The organism is Brevibacterium pigmentatum (assembly GCF_011617465.1).
GTDB classification, from domain to species: domain Bacteria; phylum Actinomycetota; class Actinomycetes; order Actinomycetales; family Brevibacteriaceae; genus Brevibacterium; species Brevibacterium pigmentatum.
Genome location: NZ_CP050153.1, coordinates 1,794,386 through 1,811,576, shown reverse-complemented (window position 1 = coordinate 1,811,576; position 17,191 = coordinate 1,794,386). Strand labels below are relative to the sequence as shown.

16 protein-coding genes and 1 tRNA gene are annotated in these 17,191 nt (G+C 65.1%); 8 read left to right on the top strand and 9 right to left on the bottom strand.

Annotation, left to right across the window (positions count from 1 at the left end; genetic code table 11):
• Positions 1-68: 68 nt before the first annotated feature.
• Positions 69-830, top strand: a complete 762-nt coding sequence (locus tag GUY30_RS08230) for a MerR family transcriptional regulator (RefSeq protein ID WP_167196036.1) — start codon at positions 69-71, stop codon at positions 828-830.
• 26 nt (positions 831-856) lie between these two features.
• On the opposite strand, the gene GUY30_RS08225 is transcribed toward GUY30_RS08230, so the two are convergent.
• The 3 genes from GUY30_RS08225 to GUY30_RS08215 form a co-directional block, all read right to left on the bottom strand.
• Positions 857-1,261 carry an HIT family protein gene (locus GUY30_RS08225; protein WP_167196034.1) on the bottom strand — a complete coding sequence of 135 codons (405 nt, stop codon included), beginning with the start codon at positions 1,259-1,261 and terminating at the stop codon, positions 857-859.
• 64 nt (positions 1,262-1,325) lie between these two features.
• Positions 1,326-1,793 (bottom strand): redoxin domain-containing protein, encoded by a 468-nt coding sequence (locus tag GUY30_RS08220; protein ID WP_167196031.1) that lies wholly within the window; start codon positions 1,791-1,793, stop codon positions 1,326-1,328.
• The gene (locus tag GUY30_RS08215) at positions 1,790-2,233 is read right to left on the bottom strand and encodes a DUF3052 domain-containing protein (protein WP_025780561.1); all 444 of its coding nucleotides are present in this window, start codon (positions 2,231-2,233) and stop codon (positions 1,790-1,792) included. The genes GUY30_RS08220 and GUY30_RS08215 overlap by 4 nt, the downstream gene beginning before the upstream one ends.
• 293 nt (positions 2,234-2,526) lie before the next feature.
• Here GUY30_RS08215 and aceE point away from each other — a divergent pair, with 293 nt between their 5' ends.
• The 6 genes from aceE (at position 2,527) to GUY30_RS08185 (ending at position 10,280) form a co-directional block, all read left to right on the top strand.
• Complete coding sequence (gene aceE, locus GUY30_RS08210) at positions 2,527-5,289, top strand: pyruvate dehydrogenase (acetyl-transferring), homodimeric type (RefSeq protein ID WP_167196028.1); 2,763 nt, start codon at positions 2,527-2,529, stop codon at positions 5,287-5,289.
• A 127-nt stretch (positions 5,290-5,416) separates the two neighbouring features.
• The gene (locus tag GUY30_RS08205; protein WP_101554016.1) at positions 5,417-6,616 is read left to right on the top strand and encodes a PucR family transcriptional regulator; all 1,200 of its coding nucleotides are present in this window, start codon (positions 5,417-5,419) and stop codon (positions 6,614-6,616) included.
• Between the two features lie 55 nt (positions 6,617-6,671).
• Positions 6,672-7,577 (top strand): ACP S-malonyltransferase, encoded by a 906-nt coding sequence (locus tag GUY30_RS08200; RefSeq protein ID WP_167196025.1) that lies wholly within the window; start codon positions 6,672-6,674, stop codon positions 7,575-7,577.
• 18 nt (positions 7,578-7,595) lie between these two features.
• Positions 7,596-8,597, top strand: a complete 1,002-nt coding sequence (locus tag GUY30_RS08195) for a beta-ketoacyl-ACP synthase III (protein ID WP_167196022.1) — start codon at positions 7,596-7,598, stop codon at positions 8,595-8,597.
• 119 nt (positions 8,598-8,716) lie between these two features.
• A complete protein-coding gene (locus GUY30_RS08190) occupies positions 8,717-8,968 on the top strand; it encodes an acyl carrier protein (RefSeq protein ID WP_025776743.1) in 252 nt (83 codons plus the stop codon).
• A 67-nt stretch (positions 8,969-9,035) separates the two neighbouring features.
• Positions 9,036-10,280: a beta-ketoacyl-[acyl-carrier-protein] synthase family protein gene (locus tag GUY30_RS08185; RefSeq protein WP_167196019.1), complete on the top strand. Its 1,245-nt coding sequence runs from the start codon at positions 9,036-9,038 to the stop codon at positions 10,278-10,280.
• Between the two features lie 288 nt (positions 10,281-10,568).
• Here GUY30_RS08185 and GUY30_RS08180 read toward each other — a convergent pair whose 3' ends face one another.
• From GUY30_RS08180 to GUY30_RS08155, 6 genes are all read right to left on the bottom strand, one after another.
• Positions 10,569-11,060 (bottom strand): DUF3145 domain-containing protein, encoded by a 492-nt coding sequence (locus tag GUY30_RS08180; protein WP_039211244.1) that lies wholly within the window; start codon positions 11,058-11,060, stop codon positions 10,569-10,571.
• Between the two features lie 283 nt (positions 11,061-11,343).
• A tRNA-Ile gene (locus tag GUY30_RS08175) sits at positions 11,344-11,420 on the bottom strand.
• A 92-nt stretch (positions 11,421-11,512) separates the two neighbouring features.
• Positions 11,513-12,781: an EAL domain-containing protein gene (locus GUY30_RS08170; protein WP_228281818.1), complete on the bottom strand. Its 1,269-nt coding sequence runs from the start codon at positions 12,779-12,781 to the stop codon at positions 11,513-11,515.
• Between the two features lie 135 nt (positions 12,782-12,916).
• Positions 12,917-14,338, bottom strand: coding sequence for an MFS transporter (locus GUY30_RS08165; RefSeq protein WP_167200827.1), 1,422 nt, complete (start codon positions 14,336-14,338; stop codon positions 12,917-12,919).
• Positions 14,339-14,436: 98 nt separating this feature from the next.
• On the bottom strand, positions 14,437-15,219 hold the full coding sequence (locus tag GUY30_RS08160) for an LLM class flavin-dependent oxidoreductase (RefSeq protein WP_167196014.1): 783 nt from the start codon (positions 15,217-15,219) through the stop codon (positions 14,437-14,439).
• A gap of 39 nt (positions 15,220-15,258) precedes the next feature.
• On the bottom strand, positions 15,259-15,648 hold the full coding sequence (locus GUY30_RS08155) for a heavy metal-responsive transcriptional regulator (RefSeq protein ID WP_035123387.1): 390 nt from the start codon (positions 15,646-15,648) through the stop codon (positions 15,259-15,261).
• A gap of 106 nt (positions 15,649-15,754) precedes the next feature.
• Between GUY30_RS08155 and merA the strand changes: the two genes are divergently transcribed.
• Positions 15,755-17,179: a mercury(II) reductase gene (merA, locus tag GUY30_RS08150; RefSeq protein WP_035123389.1), complete on the top strand. Its 1,425-nt coding sequence runs from the start codon at positions 15,755-15,757 to the stop codon at positions 17,177-17,179.
• The last annotated feature ends 12 nt before the right edge of the window (positions 17,180-17,191 follow it).

Below are 17,191 nucleotides of genomic sequence, written 5' to 3'. Positions count from 1 at the left end.
AACTTTCTCCTCGTGTCGATCAATCCGACCTTGACCTTGACGTTGCGTCAACTTCTAAGCTGTCAAACATGGACTGGTCCATTCAGGAAATCGCGCGGCTGACGGGAACGACGAGCCGAACTCTGCGTCATTACGACGCCATCGGTCTGCTGCCGCCGACCTCGATCGCCGCCAACGGCTACCGCTGCTATGACGAAGCGGCACTGGTGCGACTCCAGCGCATCATGCTGCTCAAGGAGCTGGGTCTGTCATTGACGACGATCGCCGAGGTGCTCGATCGGAGAGACGATCCGGTCGAAGCGCTGTCGCAGCATCTGGTCTCGCTCGGACGCGAGAGAGACCGGCTCGACCGACAGCTCGCCGCCGTCACCGCGACCATCACACGATTGAAGGCAGGTGAGCCGCTCATGGCTGAAGAGATGTTCGATGGCTTCGACCATCGCGAACACGAAGAGGAAGTGACCAGGCGCTGGGGTGCCGACGCCTACCGGCGGGGAGACGAATGGTGGTCCCGGCAGTCCCCCGAGGAGAAACGGGAGTGGAAGGCTCGCGTCGGCTCTCTGTCCGAGGACTGGATCGCCGCCGCCGAGGATGGGGCACGGCCCGAATCGGACCGCTGCCAGGAACTCGCCGAACGCCATATCGAGTGGCTGCGAGCGGTTCCGGGCACCCCAGCGAATGATCCCGAGGGAGACCTCGCGGGCTACGTACGCGGCCTCGGCCAGATGTACGTCGACGACCCTCGATTCGGTGCCAACTACGGCGGAGCCGTCGGCGCCGAGCTCGTGAGAGACTCGCTCGACCGCTGGCTCGAGGCCCACGGTCTCTGACCCGGCCGAATCCGGCGCCGACTGGCTCAGGACAGTTCGGAGAGCGCCTGTCGGATCTTCTCGGCAGGCGCCTCCAGCTGTTCCGGAGTCTGCATCGGAGCACGGTCAGAGATGTCGAAGTCATCCATCGACGTCGTCGGCAGGACGTGGATGTGCAGGTGCGGAACCTCGTAGCCGACGATGAGGAGGCCGATGCGGTCGCAGTCGAATGCTCGCTTCTGTGCTTCGCCGATCGATTTCGCCACCGCGGTGAGATGAGCGAGAAGGTCCGCATCGGCGTCGATCCAATGGGAGATCTCCTCACGGGGAACGACCATCACATGGCCTTCGGTCATCGGAGCGACATCGAGGAATGCCACGCATTTGTCATCCTGATAGACGAAGGTGCCGGGGACCTCTCCATTGATGATCTTCGTGAACAGCGTGGCCATGAGGTGTCCTCCTCAGCAGTCTCCGAAGGTGCCGACGATCGGCACTTCGGTGGTGGGTCGTTTGTCAGAGGCTGGACAGCGCTGCAGCGAAATCCTCGGAGAAGTCCCGAGTCTCTGTGCGGGCGACCTGCCTGCCACTCACGATCATACCCGCAGATGAGATGACGAAGACTCCTCGTTCGGCGACTCCGTGAATCTCATCAAAGACCCCGAAGGCACGTGCGGCTTCACCGTGGGGCCAGAAGTCCGAGGCCAGAGTGACGTCGGCGCTCGCCTGCGCCGCCCACGCCGCCAAGGTGTACTTGGAGTCCGTGGACACCACGATGACGTCGACCGCATGCGAGCCCTGCCGCATCCGCTCCTGCCACCCGTCGAGGGCGGCGAGCTCGTCTCCGCAGATCGGAGAGAAGGCGAACGGAACGAATGCGAGCACGCGGGCAGCGTGCGGGGCAGCCTCGGTGAGGGTGATGACCGATCCGAGATGATCGGGAAGGGTGAGATCCGGGGCCCGGTCACCGGGCCGCAGGATCATGAATAGTTCTTCTTGCCCACGAGCCGAAATCCGGCCCAGTCATCGGCGGCACTGACCGTGGAGGTCACGTGCATTCCGGCGGTGGGAGCCGCTTCGGAGATGTCTGCGGGACTGATGTGTCCCGGGCGGTTCGCCTTCGGGCTGAGCAGCCACACGACTCCGCCCTCCTTCAACGTGGTCTGGGCGTCGACGAGGCCGTCGATGAGGTCATCGTCGTCGGACCGCCACCACATGAGGATCACGTCGTAGACATCATCCTCTTCGCCGTCGGCGATCTTGTCTCCGATGATGTTCTCGATCGCCTCGCAGAGTGCCTGATCGACGTCATCGTCATAACCGACCTCTTGCACATAGTCGCCCTTGTTCAAGCCGAGGTTGTGTCCCAGCTCGTTTGCGAGGGTCGAAGTGGAGGATGTCCTTTCAGAAGCGGAGTTGCTCATGCCTGTATTGTTCCGCCAACAGTGGTCAAGGTGCAAATATCCGCGCGTCCGCGCGCGGCAAGCACACTCAAACAGCACCCAAACAGCGCACCGGACTGCGACCATGTCTCATCGCCGGGCACGTGCGTCAGAGAGATCACAACTTCGCGGGAGCGCGAAGTTCGGGTGCGCGTACTAGGCTGACAGGTGTATCGGGTGGCCTCTGGGCTCAGACAACCTGCGGAGCACACACCATCCGATGGACACGGTCTCTACACCAAAGAAGATCGTGGAGCTGAAGAGAGGACCACATCGTGGACAATCGGAATCAGGGCGGACCCATCCTCAACGGGCTGCCCAGCCAGGTGCCCGACATCGACCCGGAGGAGACCGCTGAGTGGCTGGCCTCCCTCGATGGCCTCATCGACGAGGGCGGTCGGTCTCGAGCGCGCTATGTCATGCTGCGCATGCTCGAGCGCTCGCGCCAGAAGCAGATCGGCGTGCCCAGCCTCACGGCCACCGACTACGTCAACACCATCGGTCCGGAGAACGAACCCTGGTTCCCCGGCGACGAAGAGGTCGAACGCCGCTACCGCCGCTGGAACCGCTGGAATGCGGCCATGCTCGTCCACCGTGCCCAGCGTCCCGGTGTCGAGGTCGGCGGACACATCTCCACCTATGCCTCCTCGGCGACTCTCTACGAGGTCGGCCTCAACCACTTCTTCCGCGGCAAGGATCATCCCGGCGGCGGAGATCACATCTTCTACCAGGGCCATGCCTCCCCCGGCATGTACGCCCGCGCCTACCTCGAAGGCCGGATGAGCGCCGAGCAGCTCGACGGATTCCGCCAGCAGCAGTCGCACTTCATCGACGGCAAGCCGCAGGGTCTGCCGTCCTACCCCCACCCGCACCAGCTGCCCGACTTCTGGGAGCACCCGACGGTGTCGATGGGGCTCGGACCGATGAACGCGATCGCGCAGGCGCAGTTCGACAAGTACCTGCACAACCGCGGGATCAAGGACACCTCACAGCAGCAGACCTGGGCCTTCCTCGGTGACGGCGAGCTCGATGAGCCCGAGAGCCGCGGCATGCTCCACGTCGCCGCCTTCGAAGAGCTCGACAACCTCAACTTCGTCATCAACTGCAACCTGCAGCGTCTCGACGGACCCGTCCGCGGCAACGGCAAGATCATGCAGGAGCTCGAGTCCTACTTCCGCGGCGCCGGCTGGAACGTCATCAAGGTCGTCTGGGGTCGCGAATGGGACGCGCTGCTGGCCAAGGACCGCGACGGTGCGCTCGTCAACCTGATGAACGCCACCCCTGACGGCGACTACCAGACCTACAAGGGCGAGTCCGGCGGGTTCGTGCGTGACAACTTCTTCGGCCGCGACCCGCGGACGAAGGCGATGGTCGAGAACTACAGCGACGAACAGATCTGGAACCTCAAGCGCGGCGGCCACGACTACCGCAAGGTCTTCGCAGCCTACAAGGCCGCGATGGAGCACACCGGTCAGCCGACAGTCATCCTCGTCAAGACGGTCAAGGGCTACTCGCTCGGACCTCACTTCGAGGCCCGCAACGCCACGCACCAGATGAAGAAGCTCACGGTCGACGATCTCAAGCTCGCCCGTGACCACTTCCAGATCCCGATCTCGGACAAGCAGCTCGAGGACAACCCGAAGCTGCCTCCGTACTACCACCCGGGAGTCGACGCTCCCGAGATCAAGTACATGCAGGAGCGTCGTGCGGAGCTCGGCGGCTACTCCCCCGAGCGTCGGTCGACTCATATCGATCTCAAGCTGCCGTCGGACAAGGCCTATCAGGCCGGGCGCCGCGGATCCGGCAAGCAGGAGATCGCCACCACGATGGGCTTCGTGCGCGTACTCAAGGACCTGATGCGGGAGAAGGAGTTCGGTCACCGGATCGTGCCGATCATCCCCGACGAGGCCCGCACCTTCGGCATGGACTCGTTCTTCCCGACTGCGAAGATCTACAACCCGCATGGGCAGAACTACATCTCCGTCGACCGCGACCTGTTCCTCGCCTACAAGGAGGCCACGGACGGTCAGCTGCTCCACGTCGGCATCAACGAGGCCGGAGCGACCGCGGCGCTGACCGCGGTCGGCACCTCGTACGCCACGCACGGTGAGCCGATGATCCCGTTCTACATCTTCTACTCGATGTTCGGCTTCCAGCGCACCGGTGACTTCTTCTGGGCAGCAGGTGACCAGATGGCCCGCGGATTCGTCCTCGGCGCCACTGCGGGACGCACCACCCTCGTGGCCGAAGGTCTCCAGCACGGCGACGGACATTCGCACGTGCTCGCCTCGACCTATCCGTCGGTGGTCTCCTACGATCCGGCCTACAGCTACGAGATCGCGCATATCGTCAAGGACGGCATCCACCGGATGTACGATCCCGCCGATGAGCGTGACCCCGACGTGCTCTACTACATCACGATGTACAACGAGCCGATGGTCCAGCCGGCCGAACCGGAGGACCTCGATGTCGACGGCGTGCTCAAGGGCCTCTACCTGCTGAAGAAGGGCCCCGACAACGGCGGTCCGAAGGTTCAGCTCATGGCCTCGGGCGTCGGGGTGCCGTGGGTGCTCGAAGCTCAGGAGCTGCTCGATCAGGACTGGGGCGTCTCGGCCGATGTGTGGTCGGTGACCTCGTGGACCGAGCTGCGCCGCGATGGGCTCGACGCGGAGAACGAGCGCCTGAAGACCCCGCAGTCCGAACCGCGCATCCCGTATGTGACCGAGAAGATGGCCGAGACCGAAGGCCCGGTCATCGCGACCTCGGACTATATGCGCGCCGTTCCCGACCAGATCCGTCAGTACGTGCCCAGCCACTTCACCTCGCTGGGAACCGACGGCTACGGAATCTCGGATACTCGTCCCGCGGCACGCCGCTACTACCTCGTCGACGGCCCGTCCGTGGTCACGCAGGCGCTCATCTCGCTGGCCGACACCGGCAAGATCTCGATCGACAAGGCCGCCGAGGCGGCTGAGAAGTACCAGCTCCACGATGTCCGTGCCGGCAGCTCCGGTTCGACCGAAGGGGCAGGCGCCTGAGCTCACTCGCCCACTTGAGCGCTGATATGGCCGGAGTCTTCAAGACTCCGGCCATATTTGTCATCTTTTCAGGATCTTTGTATGTCGGTGACAACCGGATTGTCGTCAGTCATCTAAACTCGTGTTCATGATGTCTGATGCCGAGACGCTGCGCCGTCGCGCCGAAACCGCCCGCAGACTGCGTGCCGGAGTGGGTGTCCTGTCCTCGGTGACTCTGCAGCGGCTCGAGGCGCAGCTGCCCTGGTACCGCACGATGTCATCATCCGACCGCTCCTGGGTGGGACTGCTCGCCCAATCGGGCATCTCCTCGTTCGTCGACTGGTATCGCAAACCCGATACGAATCTGCGCGTGGTCTCCGACATCTTCAAGACCGCACCACGCGACCTCATCCGCGCCATCAGCCTGCAGCAGACCCTGCAGCTGCTCAAGATCGTCGTCGAGGTCGTCGAGGAGCGTGTCCCGGACATCGCTCGCCCCGTCGAACAGCCGGCCCTGCGTGAGGCCGTCCTCGTCTACTCCCGTGAGATCGCGTTCGCCGCGGCCGACGTCTACGCCCGGGCCGCCGAGGCCCGAGGCAGCTGGGACGCCCGACTCGAGGCGATGGTCGTCGACGCCCTCGTCCGCGGCGACTCCGTCGACGAACTCGCCAGCCGCACGGCGGCCTTCGGATGGCAGTCCGAGGGCCCGGTGTGCGTCATCGTCGGCCGTGCCCCGCAGCGCTCGGCGAAGAAGGGATTGGACGGCATTCGCCGCAAGGCCAGTCGGTGGGCCGATGATGCGCTCGTCGGCATCCACGACAACCGCCTGCTCATCGTCCTCGGCGGGGTCACCGAGCTCGACGATGCCGTCGAGGACCTCTCGGACTGCTTCGGCCCTTCCGAAGTCATCGTCGGACCCGCAGTGCCGGGCCTCGCCGAGGCGGCCACCTCGGCGAAGGCGGCGATCCGGGCGCTCAAGGCGGCGACCGCTCGTCCGGACTCCCCTCGTCCGGTCAAGGCCGATGACCTTCTGCCCGAGCGCGCCCTGTCCGGGGACCAGATCGCTCTGACCGAACTCATCGAACGCTACTACGTGCCGCTGACCTCGGGAACGGGCCAGCTGCTGAAGACCGTGAGCGCCTATGTCGAATTCGGGTCCTCGCTCGAAGCCACGGCCAAGGCGCTGTCCGTGCACCCGAACACCGTCCGCTACCGGCTGCGGAAGATCACCGATGCCATCGGGCTCGATCCGACGACGTCGCGTGATGCCTTCGTCATCCACATCGCCTTGGTCTATGGGCGACTGTCCGAGGACGGCGTATTGTCGAACAACGACAAATCTCATTGAGATCGGCACAGCATCCATTAGATTGATCAACGGAACCCAACGAAAAGAGAACTGAGTGCTTGCAATCACCTGTCCGGGCCAGGGAGCCCAGAAGACCGGTTTCCTGAGTTCATTCCTCGAACTCGACACCTTCTCGGCACAGATCGACGAACTCTCGACCGCCTCGGGGATCGATCTGCGTCTGCACGGAACCGAATCCGACGATGAGACGATCAAGGACACCGCGGTGGCACAGCCTCTGCTCGTCGCTTCCGCCATCGCCTGCGCTGCCGAACTCGGCGTCAGCCCTGCCGTCGTCGCCGGACACTCGGTGGGAGAGATCGCCGCCGCGCAGATCGCAGGCGTCTTCACACCTGCCGATGCCATGCGCTTCGTCAAGGTGCGAGCCGATGGAATGGCCGCGGCTGCAGCCGCCACCCCGACAGGGATGTCCGCCGTGGTCGGAGGCCAGCCTGAGGACGTTCTCGCCGCCATCGAGGCCGCCGGCGCCAGCCCCGCCAACGTCAACGGCGGAGGTCAGACAGTGGCCGCCGGATCCCTCGACACTCTCGAGGCACTGGCCGAGAACCCGCCGGAGCGCGCCCGGGTCATTTCGCTGGCCGTGGCCGGTGCCTTCCACACCGAGTACATGGCCGCGGCCACCGATGATCTCGCTGCCGCCGCCTCGGCGATGGAGGTCTCCGATCCCACCGTCTCGATCCTCAGCAACTCCGACGGCACCGCGGTCGAAACCGGGCGCGAGTACGTCGACCGCCTGGTCAGGCAGGTCACGAACCCGGTCCGCTGGGACCTGTGCCAGGAGACGCTGCTGAGTGCCGGGATCACCGGAATGATCGAACTCGTCCCCGGTGGAACACTCACCGGAATCGCTCGACGCGCTATGAAGGGCGTCGAGACATTCGCCATCAAATCGGCCGCCGACCTCGACGGCGCGCGTGAGTTCGCGGCAGCCCACGCCTGAGAATCGAAAGAAGACGCCATGCCTACACTCAAGACTGCCGAGCTCGGCACTTTCTCCCGCATTGCCGGAATCGGCGCCTACCGTGCGGAGAATCTCGTCAGCAATGACGATATCGCCGGACCGATCAACTCCTCCGACGAATGGATCCGTCAGCGTACGGGCATCATCACCCGTCGTCGTGCCAGCAAGGATGTCGGCGTCCTCGATATGTCCGAAGAGGCCGCGCTCGAAGCGATCGCCTCGGCGGGCCTCAGGCCCGAGGACATCGGCGGCATCATCATCTCCACAGTCACCTTCGAGTACTTCACGCCCTCAGCAGCCGCCGCTCTCACCGCGCGGCTGGGCACCGGCCCGATCCCGGCGTGGGACATCAGCGCCGCGTGCGCCGGCTACTGCTACGGCATCTCCCAGGCCGATGCTCTCGTGCGCGCCGGAACGATGGACAACATCCTCGTCATCGGCGCCGAGAAGCTCTCCGAGGTCATCGACCCTGAGGATCGCTCGATCTCCTTCATCCTCGGTGACGGAGCCGGCGCCGTCGTCGTCAGCTCCGCGGACGAACCCGGCATCTCGAAGACCGTGTGGGGTTCGAAGGGCGAGAACTGGTCGACGATCCGGATGACCGATTCGCTCTATGACATCCGCGACGATCGCGAGCTGTCCTTCCCGACCCTGCGTCAGGATGGACCGACCGTCTTCCGCTGGGCGGTGTGGGACGGCGCCGAGGTTGCCAAGGAAGCCCTCGCCGCATCCGGAATCGAAGCCGAGGATCTCGCTGCCTTCATTCCGCACCAGGCGAACATGCGCATCATCGATGAGCTCGCCAAGCAGCTGAAGCTTCCCGAGTCCGTCGTCATCGCTCGTGACATCGCCGACAACGGGAACACTTCTGCGGCATCGATCCCGTTGGCCACCGAACGGCTGCTGCGCGAACAGCCCGAGCTCAGCGGCGGTCTCGCCCTGCAGATGGGCTTCGGGGCGGGCCTCGTCTACGGTGCCCAGGTCGTACGCCTGCCCTGAGACACACCCATTCACGGAAAACTCTCCGTGAATGTCCTAAGATATTCGGCGGGACACTCGTCGAAAAGTTCCTCAAACGGTCGAAAAACCCTCGACCGAAATCAGAAAGTAGGAAAGAAATGGCATTCACCGAAGCTGAAGTCCTCGCTGGGCTGGCAGAGATCGTCAACGAAGAGACCGGCCTGGCTGTCGAAGCAGTCGAAGCCGACAAGTCGTTCACCGATGACCTCGACATCGACTCCATCTCGATGATGACCATCGTCGTCAACGCCGAGAAGAAGTTCGGCGTGAAGATCCCCGATGACGACGTCAAGGACCTCGTCACCGTTCAGGACGCTGTCGACTACATCAACAAAGCTCAGGAAGCCTGAGACACAGCAGCCGCACACGGCCCGTCCACAGACGGGCCGTGTCCACACTATCGACGAGGTTTGTACCATGACATCTAAAGTTGTCGTCACCGGAATCGGTGCGGTAACCCCCCTGGGCGCGACTGTCGATGCCACTTGGGAAGCCATCCTGGCAGGTCAATCCGGCGTTCACACAATGGACAACGATTGGTCGGAGAAGTACGGCCTCGCCGTGGACTTCGCAGCGCAGGTCGACCCACAGGTCGTGCCCGACAACCTCAAGCGGGTTCAGGCCAAGCGCCTCGACCCCTCGAGCCAATTCGCTCTCATCTCCGCTCGTGAAGCCATGGCCGACGCCGGCCTCGAGGAGACCGATCCGGAACGCACCGCTGTCTCCTGGGCCACTGGCATCGGCGGAGTCTGGACTCTGCTCGATGCTTGGGACACCCTCCAGGAGGAAGGCCCGCGCCGGGTCATGCCCCTGACCGTTCCCATGCTCATGCCCAATGGGCCCGCGGCCGCGATCGGAATGGAGTTCAAGGCCCGCGCCGGGGTCCAGACCCTGGTCTCCGCCTGCGCATCATCGACCGAGAGCCTCGGCCACGCCTATGACGTTCTCAATTCGGGCAAGGCCGACATCATCATCGCCGGTGGTTCCGAAGCCGCGATCCACCCGATCACCCTCGCCTCGTTCAATTCGATGCAGGCGCTGTCGCGTCGCTCCGATTCGCCCGAGACCGCCTCGCGTCCCTACGACATCGACCGTGACGGCTTCGTCATGGGCGAAGGCGCGGGCACGCTGATCCTCGAGACCGAGGAGCATGCGAAGGCTCGTGGAGCGAAGATCTACGCCGAGGTGGCCAGCTGGGGCATCTCGAACGACGCCTACCACATCACCGGCGGAGAGCCCGAGGGCAAGCACGCGCTGGCTGCCATGCAGCAGGCACTCGACGCCGGCGGCCTCACCGCGGCCGACATCAAGCACGTCAACGCACACGCCACATCGACTCCAGTCGGTGACATTCCGGAATCGCTGGCCATCAGCGAACTGCTCGGCGACAACGTCTCCGATGCACTGGTCTCGGCCACGAAATCGATGACCGGCCACCTCCTCGGTGGTACCGGTGCCGTCGAAGCGATCCTCACGGTCAAGGCGCTGCAGACTCGCACCGCTCCCCCGACCATCAACATCGACGAGGTCGACCCGAAGGTCAAGGGAATCAACATCGTCCGTGACACTCCCCAGGAGCTGCCGGCGGGCGATATCGCAGCGATCACGAACTCGTTCGGCTTCGGCGGTCACAACGCCGTCGTCGCGTTCCGCTCCGTCTGAGGCTCTGCGCGACCCCAGACAGCATTACGGCCCACTTTGAGCCGGAAAGCACGGTTTTGAAACTGTGCTATCCAGCTTAAAGTGGGCCGTTTCCAATTGTGCGAAAGAACGTAGCTTGAAAGGATCAGAACGGTCTGCGCATGTGCGCATGATCCTGGTGGCGCAGGAGGTTCAGGCTCGCGAGCACGCAAAATGGGCACACCCGAGGCAGGTAGGTGTGCCCATTGAGCTTCAGTGAGCCATCCGAACCGTCACGTGACTGTGCGGCCCGGAGGCGAGAGGAAAGGCTCAGCCGACCTTGGTGAGCCAGCGCACCGGTGCGCCCTCGCCTGCGTGGCGGAATGCGTCGAGTTCTTCGTCCCAGGCCTCGCCGAGGGCGATCGCCATCTCCGAGGAGAACTTCGCGGGGTCGCCTGCAGCGCGTTCCATGACGGAGCGGATGCGGTCCTCGGGAACGAGGATGTTGCCGGCGGTATCGGTCACTGCGTGGTAGATGCCCAGATCGGGAGTGTGGCTCCAGCGTCCGCCGTCGACTCCGGCCGAGGGTTCCTCGGTGACTTCATAGCGAAGCGAGTCCCAACCGCGCAATGCGGATGCGATACGAGCTCCGGAGCCTGCAGGCGCGCGCCAGCAGACTTCTGCGCGCACGAGGCCCGGTGCTGCCGGCTGGGGTGTCCAGTCGAAGCGTGCCTGTGCGCCGATAGCCCCGCCCGCTGCCCACTCGATGTGAGGGCACAGCGCACGAGGTGCTGAGTGGACGAAGAGTACGCCCTGTGTCATATCCATTTCTGCCTCCTACCTCGGATACGTCTTCCCCTACGATCCGAAAGGAGGTGCTGACCACATGATAGTCGATGATCGACGTGCAGCCAAGCATCAAAGACGCTGGTGGCGTCGGGTGTCGGTAGTGCCTGTCGTCAATCAGGCGAAGTGATGGGAGCAGGGCTGTCGCAACTCCCAGGACGACGACATCGAGTTGCTGTCGGAGACAGCGGCGCGCACCGTCTCCGAGGAGGGAAACAGCTCACTCAACTCATGTTCACAGAGGTGGGGCCGCGCTGCATGGTGCCCCCGGTCGGACTTGAACCGACGACCAAGGAATTATGAGTTCCCTGCTCTAACCAGCTGAGCTACGGGGGCCAGCCGAGACAACATTAGCACCATCGGAGTCCGCTTCCCCATTCGGATCACACGTGCGTTCAGCGGAGTCGAGACACCCGGACTCGCGCTGCTCAGGTCCGCAGCTTCGCCGTTGCGGTGAGAGGTGCGACGCGAGTGAGAACGCTGCGTGCGGCGTCGACGCATGTGTATCGGTCGGTCGTGATGTAGACATCGAAGACGGTCTGTCCGTCGCTGCCCGGGTCGTTGCGTTTCGACGCGGCAACCATGCCCGACCAGTCCGGCCCGACCACGACGACGCCGTGTTCGTTGCGGATGGGATCGGACGCGTCGACGAGTCCGGTGCGCACTCCCGGAATCGGCGGTCCGTCGAAGCCGCCGGAGAACATCGCCGTGAGCCCCACGGTGTCCCGGATCTTCTCGTACCGGAGTCGCGTCGCCTCGGAGAATTCGTCGTCCTCCCCGAACACGCCGAGGGTGATGGTTGCGGTACCCGATGCCAGAGCGCGTTCTTCCAATGCCGCGATCTGAGCGACGAGAAGTTCGCGGTTCATCACCAGAGGCTCGCGCCGCAGTCCCTGAGAGATCGAATACGGGGTGCCCAGCGCAGGCAGATTGCGAGAGTAGTGAGAGACGAGGGCATCCTCGCTCGGCTCGGAGAACGCCTGCGGCTGCTTCGTGGCCTCACCGAAGTAGGGTCCGGACATGAACCGTGCCCCGAGCGCACGCACACGGTCCAGGTCGTCTTCAGTCTCGACACCGTCGGCGAGGATGACCGCTCCCGTGCGCTCGAGGTGGGCGTGGAGAAGGCGGTTGAGTTCGGCCAGATGAGAATCGCAGTCGATGCGCAGAACGTCCGGGTGGAGTCCGACCACCGAAGGATTGACCAGCGGGACGAAAGCGGTGCTGCGCAGGTCGGCGCCCACAGAAGACATGCCGACTCCCCATCCCATGGCGCGTGCGGAGCGCACCGAGCGCAGCACGGAGGCCGGGGACGAGGCGACCCGAGTGGCGTCGAGCTGGAGGATGACCGAGCGGTCGGGTTCTCCGGTGCGGTCCTCGAGGGTCGCGAAAGACTCAGCTTCGGCATGGAGGAACAGACGGTTCGACTTCGGCAGTCCGGCACCTTCTGCCGTGCGCAGCGCAGAGTCACGCAGAGAGGCATCGATATCACCCGTGATCGTCGAGGCGCGCATGGCGTGGCGCAGGTTCTCCGACTCGGCGCGACCCAACTCCGGGGAACCCGTGGGAGCCTGCAGAATCTGGTGGCCGACTCGGTGGAAGGTCAGTGCGTCGACGACGGGGGCGAAATAGGTTTCGATCCCGCCCGAGCGCACGAGTTCCTCGAGCTCCAGCTCGTCATCGGGTACGGCCTCGACCACTGTGTTTCCTTCCATGGGCTGATGTGCGTTCACAGTCTTCCACATTCGGACACAGCGGATTGTCTAAAATCCGTAACATTATTGCGCTGACAGCTGACGATTGCCTGACTCGGCCGGGCGCGCCGCGAGCGGCACTCAAGCCCGGCGGGGACCGCCTCGGCGAACCTCGATGAGACCGACGATACCGGCGAGGATGACGATGACGGCGATCGCGACGAACGCCCCCATCATCCCCCAATGCCAATTGCTCACCGCGGTGATCGAGAACGCCAGCGCGGTCATGATCGCCAGCCCCATCGAAGTGCCGATGCGCTGCCCGGTCTGGAGCACTCCTCCCGAGGACCCGGCGTACCTCAGGGGGACCTCCTGCAGGGTGAGAGTCTGATTGGGGCTGATGACCATGCCCTGCGCGGTGCCGATGAACGCCAGGGTCAGCAGCATCCACCATTCGCTGCCGATGCCCTGGGACAGCAGCGCGACGACGGCGATCGTGGCCACCAGACCGACGAGGCACAGCGCGATCCCCCAGACAACGAGGCGGCGCCCGATCTGGAAGACGAACCGTCCGGACACATCGGCTGAGACCGCCGAGCACAGCGCGGCCGGCAGACCGATCATTCCCGCGGCCAGGGCTGTGTGTCCCAGCCCCTGCTGCATGTACATGGCGACGAGGACCCAGACGCTGGTGACGCCGAGGAAGTAGAGGGCGATGATGATCGAACCGTTGCTGAAGCTGCGGATGCGGAAGAGATCGAGATCGACCATCGGGGGACGGCCCAGACGCGCGTATCGACGCTCCCACCGGGCCCACACCCAGATCATGCCGATGCCGATCGGCAGGGACAGCCAGATGAACCAGCCCAGCGATGATTCGACGAAGGGCAGAAGGATGAGAAGCACGCCGACGCCGAGGAGGATGACCCCCACGGGGTCGAGATCCTTCCCGCTATCGGAGTTCTTCGCATCCTGGTCGACTGCGGGTCGCCATGCTCCGGCAGGCAGCCAGGCCCGGGCGAGGATGAGGGAGGCGATGGCGAAGGGGACATTGACCAGGAAGGTCGCTCTCCAGCCGAGGTCGCTGCCGAAGAGTGCGATGAGGGCACCGCCGAGCACAGGGCCGATGGCCACCGACAAACCGACGGTGGTGCCCATCAGCCCGAATGCACGACCGCGCGGCGGCCCCTGGAAGTACTGCTGCAGCAGGCCCACGACCTGCGGATTGAGGAATCCGGAGCCCAACCCCATTGTCACTCGGGAGATGTTGAGCGTCAGCGGATCAGGGGCGATTCCGGCCACGAGCGAGGACAGTCCGAACAGACCGACTCCGATGACGAACAGCTGTCCGCGTCCGAAGACGTCTCCGGCACGTCCGGCGGCGACGAGGACCACGCCGAAGGACAGCGCATAACCGGTGAGCACCCATTGCAGCGCCGAAGTGGAGGCGTCGATATCAGCAGCGATCGAGGGCAGGACGACGTTGATGCTGGACACCGACAGCAGGGACATGAAGAGCGGAACGAGGCCGATGAGGAGGATGCGCTGCTGCGTCTGCGTCATCTTCGTGCTCTCGCTCACGCGGCCCCCTCAGCTATTCGTCGTCTCTGCCTCGTCTCATCCTACGTTCATGCAATTCGGTTCGGCCCCGCGTCTCAGCATTATCCGGCAGGAGCCCACCCCAGCGCCGGCGCAACGTGCTGGGCAAAGGACTCGAGGATATGCAGGTTGTAGTCGACGCCGAGCTGACTGGGGATGGTGAGCATGAGGGTATCAGCTGCCGCGATCGCCGCGTCGGCCTTGAGCTCTTCGATCAGCTTGTCCGGTTCGCCCGCGTAGGTACGGCCGAACGTCGACCGTGTGTCGTCGATGATGCCGATCTGATCCCCTTGGCCCGCCCCTCGCCGACCGAAGTAGAGGTCGTCGAGGTCGGTGGTGATCGGGAAGATGCTGCGGCTGACGGACACTCGTGGAGTCCATCCGTGCCCCGCGGCGCTCCATGCCTGACGGTACCTGGCGATCTGCTCGGCCTGCAGGTCTCCGAATGCGGCGCCTGTCGCCTCGGTGAGCAGAGTCGAACTCATCAGGTTCACACCCTGCTGTGCAGCCCATTCGGCGGTGGAGGCGGACCCGGCTCCCCACCAGATGCGGCGTTCAAGGCCAGGGGAATGCGGTTCGATGCGCAGACGCTTCCCCGAACCGAACTGCTGCGGATCGGCCGGGGCAAGTTCCTCGCCGCGGACGGCCCGGAGGAACCGATCGAACTTCTCTCTGGCCATGTTCGCGGCCTTCGGCTCGGTGAGATCCTCGTAGCCGAAGGCCTCCCATCCGCTCAGGGCGGGCTCCGGGGACCCGCGACTGATGCCCAACGCCACTCGCTGGTCGGAAAGCAGATCGAGAGCGGCGGCCTCCTCGGCGAGGTAGAGCGGGTTCTCATAGCGCATGTTCGTGTTATGGCTCTCGTTTTCTCGGTCCGCGTCCCTCTACAGGTACCGGCAGACCTGGTCTGGGCTGCATGTGTCGGGGTCCGGGTGCGCGGCGTCGTGCCGGAGGTCGGCGATGGTGCCGTGCAGGGTGGTGAGCTGGGCGATCTGCTGCTCGATCTCGGCCAGGCGCGCGTCGAGGAGGTCTCGCACGTGCTCGCAGGGCGCGTGGCCGCTGTCGCGGATGTCGAGGATTTGGCGGATCTGGGCGAGGGTGAGGCCTGCGGCCTGGCCACGGTGAACGAAGTCGATCCGGGCGACGGCGTCGGGCGCGTAGTCGCGGTACCCGGATGGCGTCCGGTCGGCCGGGGGCAGCAGTCCCTGCTCTTCGTAGAACCGGAGCGTCTTCGAGGTGGTGCCCGCGCGTTCGGCGAGTTCTCCGATGCGCATTGCGGACTCCGATCATTCGGCAGGGGCCACGCTTGACCTTCCCCTGCACTGGAAGGTCCAGTATGGCTGAAACGGAACAGAAGTCCAAGCCTTGACGGGAGCAGCGATGCCTACGAAGTACGATCTCGCCATCATCGGATCGGGCGGCGGAGCGTTCGCCGCCGCGATTCGCGCGACCATGCTCGGGAAGTCGGTGGTGATGATCGAGCGTGGCACGCTCGGCGGCACCTGCGTGAACACGGGCTGCGTGCCGTCGAAGGCCCTCATCGCCGCCGCCGATGCACGGCACGTCGCCGCCGACGCCGCCGACCGGTTCCCGGGGATCGCGACGACGGCAGGCCCAGTGGACATGCCCGCGCTGATCGCCGGGAAGCAGGCGTTGGTCGAGACGATGCGGGGCGAGAAGTACGCCGACGTCGCCGATTCATACGGGTGGCACGTCCGGCGGGGAGACGCCGGGTTCGCGGGCACCCCGGACGCGCCGGTGTTGGAGGTCACCGCCGCAGACGGAGCGGTCGAGACGATCGAGGCCGAGCACTACCTGGTCGCCACCGGTGCGCGGCCGTGGGCTCCGCCGATCGACGGCCTGGACGAGGCCGGGTACCTGACCTCGACCACGGCGATGGACCTGACCGAGGTCCCCGAGTCGATGCTGGTGCTCGGCGGCGGCTACGTCGCCCTGGAGCAGACGCAGCTGTTCGCCCGCCTCGGCTCCCAGGTCACCGTGCTGGTGCGGTCCCGGCTCGCGTCGAAGGAGGAGCCGGAGGTGTCCCGGACACTGCAGGAGGTGTTCGCCGACGAGGGCATCCGGGTGGTCCGCCGCGCGGTGCCGACCCGGGTGTCCCGGGACGCGGCGACCGGGCAGGTCGTGGTTACCGCGGACGTGTCCGGCGGCTCGCAGGAGTTCCGCGCCGACCAGGTGCTCGTCGCCCTCGGACGCCGTCCCGTCACCGACGGCTTGAACCTCGATGCGGTCGGGGTGAAGACCGGGGACTCCGGCGAGGTGGTCGTCTCCGACCATCTGCAGTCGTCGAACCCGCGGATCTGGGCCGCGGGCGACGTGACCGGGCACCCGGAGTTCGTCTACGTCGCGGCCCACCACGGCACCCTCGTCGCCGAGAACGCGTTCGCCGACGCCGACCGGTCCGTCGACTACTCCCATCTGCCGCGGGTGACGTTCACCGGACCGGCGATCGGCGCGGTCGGGATGACCGAGAAGGAGGTCGTCGCCGCGGGGATCCGCTGCGACTGCCGCGTGCTGCCCCTGGAGTATGTGCCCCGGGCGGTGATCAACCGCGACACCCGCGGGTTCATCAAGATCGTCGTGAACGCCGATACGAGCGAGATCCTCGGCCTCACCGCCGTCGCCAAGGACGCCGGGGAACTCGCCGCCGCAGGCGTCCACGTGCTCGGCAAGACCATCGCCGAAGTCGCCGACGCCTGGGCCCCCTACCTGACCATGACCGAAGGCATCCGGATCGCCGCGAAGTCCTTCACCACCGACCCGTCACTGCTCTCGTGCTGCGCATGAACGGCAACGCAT